This window comes from Actinophytocola sp. (genome assembly GCF_035712165.1).
In the GTDB taxonomy this organism is placed as follows: Bacteria; Actinomycetota; Actinomycetes; order Mycobacteriales; family Pseudonocardiaceae; genus DASYTH01.
In genome coordinates this window covers 1-5,473 of the sequence record NZ_DASTBH010000171.1, presented here as the reverse complement: position 1 = coordinate 5,473, position 5,473 = coordinate 1, and the positions used below count along the sequence as shown (strand labels likewise).

The 5,473-nt window shown below is 71.2% G+C and carries 5 protein-coding genes; 3 read left to right on the top strand and 2 right to left on the bottom strand.

Going from position 1 to position 5,473, the window contains the following annotated elements:
• Window positions 1-17: 17 nt before the first annotated feature.
• Together VFO68_RS09655 and VFO68_RS09650 are read right to left on the bottom strand one after the other, a co-directional pair.
• Entirely contained in the window at window positions 18-2,588 is a 2,571-nt protein-coding gene (locus VFO68_RS09655; protein WP_325157857.1) for a bifunctional FO biosynthesis protein CofGH, read from the bottom strand.
• Between the two features lie 86 nt (window positions 2,589-2,674).
• Complete coding sequence (locus VFO68_RS09650) at window positions 2,675-3,214, bottom strand: DoxX family membrane protein (RefSeq protein ID WP_325157856.1); 540 nt, start codon at window positions 3,212-3,214, stop codon at window positions 2,675-2,677.
• 84 nt (window positions 3,215-3,298) lie between these two features.
• Here VFO68_RS09650 and VFO68_RS09645 point away from each other — a divergent pair, with 84 nt between their 5' ends.
• The 3 genes from VFO68_RS09645 to VFO68_RS09635 all read left to right on the top strand — a co-directional run bounded on the left by VFO68_RS09645 (window position 3,299) and on the right by VFO68_RS09635 (window position 5,392).
• Window positions 3,299-3,874 (top strand): pyridoxamine 5'-phosphate oxidase family protein, encoded by a 576-nt coding sequence (locus tag VFO68_RS09645; protein ID WP_325157855.1) that lies wholly within the window; start codon window positions 3,299-3,301, stop codon window positions 3,872-3,874.
• A 154-nt stretch (window positions 3,875-4,028) separates the two neighbouring features.
• Window positions 4,029-4,727 (top strand): sensor histidine kinase, encoded by a 699-nt coding sequence (locus VFO68_RS09640; protein WP_325157854.1) that lies wholly within the window; start codon window positions 4,029-4,031, stop codon window positions 4,725-4,727.
• On the top strand, window positions 4,724-5,392 hold the full coding sequence (locus VFO68_RS09635; RefSeq protein ID WP_325157853.1) for a response regulator transcription factor: 669 nt from the start codon (window positions 4,724-4,726) through the stop codon (window positions 5,390-5,392). Before VFO68_RS09640 ends, VFO68_RS09635 begins: the two co-directional genes overlap by 4 nt.
• Window positions 5,393-5,473 lie beyond the last annotated feature (81 nt).

Below are 5,473 nucleotides of genomic sequence, written 5' to 3'. Positions count from 1 at the left end.
CGCGCTGCGCGCGGTACTCAGCCGTTGATCACCGGCAGGAGGTTCGGGCGCCAGACGCCGTCGTGGGCGCGGGCGGTGGCCAGGCGCTCGGCGGGGACCTCGCCGTAGGTGGTGGTGCGGGCGCGGGCGGGGCGGCCGGCGGCGGTGGCGAGGGCTTCCAGGTCGGCGATGGTCTTGTAGCTGCCGTTCTCGGAGCCGGCCATCCGGCTGATGGTCTCCTCCATGAGGGTGCCGCCCAGGTCGTTCACCCCGCCGCGCAGCACGTCCACCACCCCGGTGTCGCCGAGTTTGACCCAGCTGGTCTGGATGTTGGCGATCCGCCCGTGCAGCAGCAGCCGGGCCAGCGCGTGCACCGCCCGGTTCTCCAGCGCGGTGGGGCCGGGCCGGGCGATCCCGGCCAGGTAGAGCGGCGCGTTGGTGTGCACGAACGGCAGCAGCACGAACTCGGTGAACCCGCCGGTGCGCGCCTGCAGCTCGGCGATCAGCTTGAGGTGCGCCACCCAGTGGGTCGGGTTGTCCACATGCCCGTACATCATCGTCGAGGTGGTCGGGATGCCCAGGTCGTGCGCGGTGGTCACCACCTCGATCCAGGACGCGGTGGGCAGCTTGCCCTTGGTCAGGATCCAGCGCACGTCGTCGTCCAGGATCTCCGCCGCGGTGCCGGGCAGCGAGTCCACCCCGGCGGCCCGCGCCTCGACCAGCCAGTCCCGGATGGACAGATCCGCCCGGGTGGCCCCGTTGACCACCTCCATCGGCGAGAACGCGTGCACGTGCAGCCCGGGCGCCCGCCGCTTGACCTCGGCGGCGATGTCGAAGTACGCCGTGCCGGGCAGGTCCGGGTGGATGCCGCCCTGCATGCACACCTCGGTGGCGCCCACGCTCCAGGCCTGCTCGGCGCGCTGGCCGACCTGGTCGAGCGAGAGCGTGTAGGCGTCGGCGTCGGTGCGTCGCTGGGCGAACGCGCAGAACCGGCAGCCGGTGTAGCAGACGTTGGTGAAGTTGATGTTCCTGGTGACCACGTAGGTCACCGTGTCGCCGACCGTGTCCGCGCGCACCGCGTCGGCCAGCGCGGCCAGCGCGTCGATCTCGGCGCCGGCCGAGGCGGACAGCAGGGTCAGCGCGTCGGCGTCGGAGAGCCCGGCCGGGTCGGCCTCGGCGTGCCGCAGGGCGGTCCGGAACTCCGACCGGGTCGGGCGCGGCACCGTGGTCGGCGCCGCGACCCGGTCCCGCAGCTCGGCCCAGTCTCCGTAGACCGAGTCGAAGTCGTCGCGCCGGTCACCGGTCCGGCCGTCGGTGTCGATCGCCGCGTACAGGTCGGTTCGTCCGGAGGCGACCAGCACCACCTCCGGTTCCTGCCACGGCCGGCCGGCCGGCGGCGGCCCGGACGCGAGCCCGGTGACCGGATCGGCCAGCGCGTCGACGTGCCCGCGGATGCGCGGGTCCAGCCACGGCTCGCCGCGCAGCACGTACTCGGGGTAGACCGGCAGCCGCTCGGCCAGGGTGAACCCGGCGGCCACGGTCCGCTCGGCCAGCGCCTCGATCTGCGGCCACGGCCGCTCCGGGTTGACGTGGTCCGGGGTCAGCGGCGACACCCCGCCCCAGTCGTCGATCCCGGCCCGCAGCAGCAGCTCGAACTCGCCGGCGATCAGGTTGGGCGGCGCCTGGATGCGCATCTTCGGACCGAGCACCAGCCGGGCCACGGCCACGGTCGCGGCCAGCTCGGCCGGCTCCAGGTCGGGCGTGCCGCGCATCGCGGTGTCCGGCTTGGCCCGGAAGTTCTGCACGATGACTTCCTGGATCCCGCCGTAGCGGCGGGCCACCTGGCGGATCGCGAACAGCGCGTCCACCCGCTCGGCCAGCGTCTCACCGATGCCGACCAGGATGCCGGTGGTGAACGGGACGGCGCTGCGCCCGGCGTCCTCCAGCACCCGCAGCCGCACCGCCGGCTCCTTGTCCGGCGAGCCGTAGTGCGGGCCGCCGGGCTGCGACCAGAGCCGCTCGGCGGTGGTCTCCAGCATCATGCCCATGGACGCCGCGACCGGCTTGAGCCGCTGCAGCTCGGTCCAGCTCATGACCCCGGGGTTGAGGTGCGGCAGCAGCCCGGTCCGTTCCAGCACCGTGATCGCCATGGCCCGGACGTAGGACAGCGTGTCGGCGTAGCCGGCCTCGTCCAGCCAGGTGCGCGCCGCCGGCCAGCGCTCCTCGGGCCGGTCGCCGAGGGTGAACAGGGCCTCGGTGCAGCCGGCCGCGGCACCGGCGGCGGCGATCTCGACCACCTCGTCCGGGCTGAGATAGGCCGCCGGCAGGCGGTGCGGCACGGTGGCGAACGTGCAGTAGTGGCAGCGGTCCCGGCACAGCTTGGTGAGCGGGATGAACACGCTGCGGGAGAAGGTGACCACGCCGGGGCGGCCGGCCGCGGCGAGGCCCGCGTCGCGGACCCGCCCGGCGGCCTCGAACAGCGTCTCCAGGTGCTCCCCCCGGGCGTGCAGCAGCACCTCGGCTTCGACCGGGTCGAGGGTGACCCCGTCCCGCGCGCGGCGCACCGCGCGCCGGATGGACGCGTCGGTGGGCGTGAAACCCTCGGTCACGATAGGTGTACCTCCTGCACATGGCCGTCAACAGGATCAACCTATCGCCCGTAACTCCGCATCCGCCCAGTTCATTCCACCTGCGCTCAGCCGGGCAGCAGCTCCCGGACCCGGCGCGGGGCCTCACTGACCGTGTCGGCCACGGTCTCGGTGAAGTCCTGAGCCTTCATCCCGGCCTGCCGGGCGGTCCGCCGGGCCCACCAGCCCAGCGACGGCCGGCCCTCGGTGTCCGCGGACGCGATCATCAGCCCGCCCAGCAGACCCAGGTTCTTCAGGAACTGGGTCTCCTGCCGCGCGCGCTCCCCCTCGTCCTCGATCGTCCAGAACTGGTGCGCGGCCAGCGTGGTGGGCACCAGGCTCCCGGCCAGCAACAGCGCCGAGAGCCTGGGCAGCTTGCCGAGCGCGAGGGCCAGGCCGGCACCGATCTTGATCCACGCATCCGCCTGCACCAGCGTGCGCGGCTCGGTCGGCACGGCGTCCGGCAACTTCTCGCTGTTCTCGCCGATCGTTTTGTCCAGGAACGGCTTCGCCGCCTCGACGTGGCCTTCCAGGTGGCGCAGCGCGTTGACACCGCCCCATACGAAGACCGTGGCGAGCAGCGGGCGGGCCACTCGACGAAGGATCATCTCTTGCCTCCTGTGTCGGTTCCTGCCCCTCGACGTACCCAAATTCACCGAGGTCAACCGGGATCGCTGGCCGATAATGGGGTCATGGGCAAGATCTACGACCGGATCGACGGCCGGCTGCGCGCGTTCATCGAGGAACAGCCGGTCTTCTTCGTGGCCACCGCGCCGCTGTCCGGCGACGGCCACATCAACCTCTCCCCCAAGGGCCGAGCCGGCACCCTCGCCGTGCTGGACGAGAAAACCTTGGCCTACCTGGATTTCGGCGGCAGCCACGCGGAAACCATCGCGCACCTGCGGGAGAACGGCCGGATCACGCTGATGTGGTGCGCCTTCGCCGGTCCGCCCACCATCGTCCGGGTGCACGGCGCCGGGGAGGCGGTCTACCGCGACGACCCCCGGTTCGCCGGCCTGCTGCCGCGCTTCGGCGACGCGGACGGCCCGGGACTGCGCGCCATCATCGTGGTCACCGCCGAGCGCATCACCGACACCTGCGGCTATGCCGTGCCGTTCCTGGACTACGTCGGCGAGCGGGACACGCACGCCCGGTACTTCGGCCGCAAGACCGACGAGGAGTTCGCGCGGTACTGCGCGTCGAAGGAGTACAACCCGGTCAGCATCGACGGTTTGCCCGCGCTGCCACTGCCGTTGCCCCCGCGCTGATCCACAGCGGGCAAAATCCGTGCTCTGCCTACGATTCGGGGCCGGGGCATCACCTTCCGCCATATCCTGGCCGAGCTGTATCACTCAGCGTATGGTCGGCGATCTCACCAGCGAACTTGGGCTGGGCTTGGGGCGAGGCGGAGGCGGCGGCATCGTGAGTAACCAGGATGATCAGGTTCAGGAGTTGGTCGATCGCGCGGTCTTCGAGGAGCGCGACCGGATCGCCCGGGACCTGCACGACCTGGTGATCCAACGGCTCTTCGCGATCGGGCTCGGAATCAAGGCGCTGGGGCGGCAGCTGGCCGGACCGGCGGCCGAGGAGCAACTGCACGGGTTCGTCGCCGACATCGACCAGACCATCCGCGACATCCGGCGCAGCATCTTCCTGTTGCAACAGCGTCCCAACTCCGCGCCCAGCCTGCGCGGCGAGGTGTTGCGGGCGATCTCCGAGGCCACCGCGTCACTGGGCTACGAACCGACGGTGCGGCTGGAGGGGCCGCTGGACTCGGTGGTTCCGCCCGAGGTTCATCTCGACCTCATCGCCACGCTCCGGGAGACCCTGTCCAACGTGATCCGGCACGCCCGGGCCAGCAAGGTCAGCGTGACGGTGGCGGTGGACCGGGCGGCCAGCCGGCTCGAGATGCTCGTCGAGGACGACGGTCGCGGGCTGCCCGCGAACACATTTCGACGCAGCGGACTGGTGAACATTGGTCAGCGGGCGATTAGGCTTCGGGGGCATTGCCGCGTCTACTCACCGCAGGAGGGCGGAACCCGGGTCTGGTGGGTGGTTCCGCTCGAGCGGGCGTCGGTGATGGTCGAAACAGGGGCGGAGCCGTTGGAGGCTACTCCGTGACGACGAGCATCTCCGTGTTCGTAGTTGATGACCATGAAATTGTTCGGCGGGGTATCAAGCAACTGCTCGATGTCGAGCCCGACATCGAGGTGATCGGTGAGGCGTCCAGTGCGGCGATGGCCATCGCGACCATCCCCATGGCGCGGCCGCGGGTGGCGATCCTGGACGTCAAGCTGCCCGACGGCGACGGCATCACGGTCTGCCGGGACATCCGCTCGGCGACCCTGCCGCCGCCGGCCTGCCTGATGCTCACCTCCTACTCGGACGACGAGGCGCTGTTCGGCGCGATCATGGCCGGCGCCGCCGGCTACATGATCAAGCAGGTGTCCGGCAACGACATCGTCTCGGCGGTGCGCACCATCGGCAACGGCGGCTCGCTGCTCGACGCCGGGGTGACCGCCACCGTGCTCAACCGGCTGCGGCAGGGCCGCAACGAGGATCCGCGCTACCGCACGCTGTCCCCGCAGGAACGCAAGATCCTCGACCTGATCGCGCTGGGCCTGACCAACCGGCAGATCGCCGCGCAGCTCTACCTGGCCGAGAAGACGGTCAAGAACTACGTGTCCACGCTGCTGCACAAGCTGGGCTTCGACCGGCGCACCGAGGCGGCGGTCTACGCGGCGAAGCTGCGGGCCGAGGCGCGCATCCCGGACTACGGGTCCTGAGTGGCGATCACCACCGGGCTGGTCCGGACCGGCCACTTCGTCTACGAGTCCGGCCACCACGGCGACACCTGGCTCGACCTC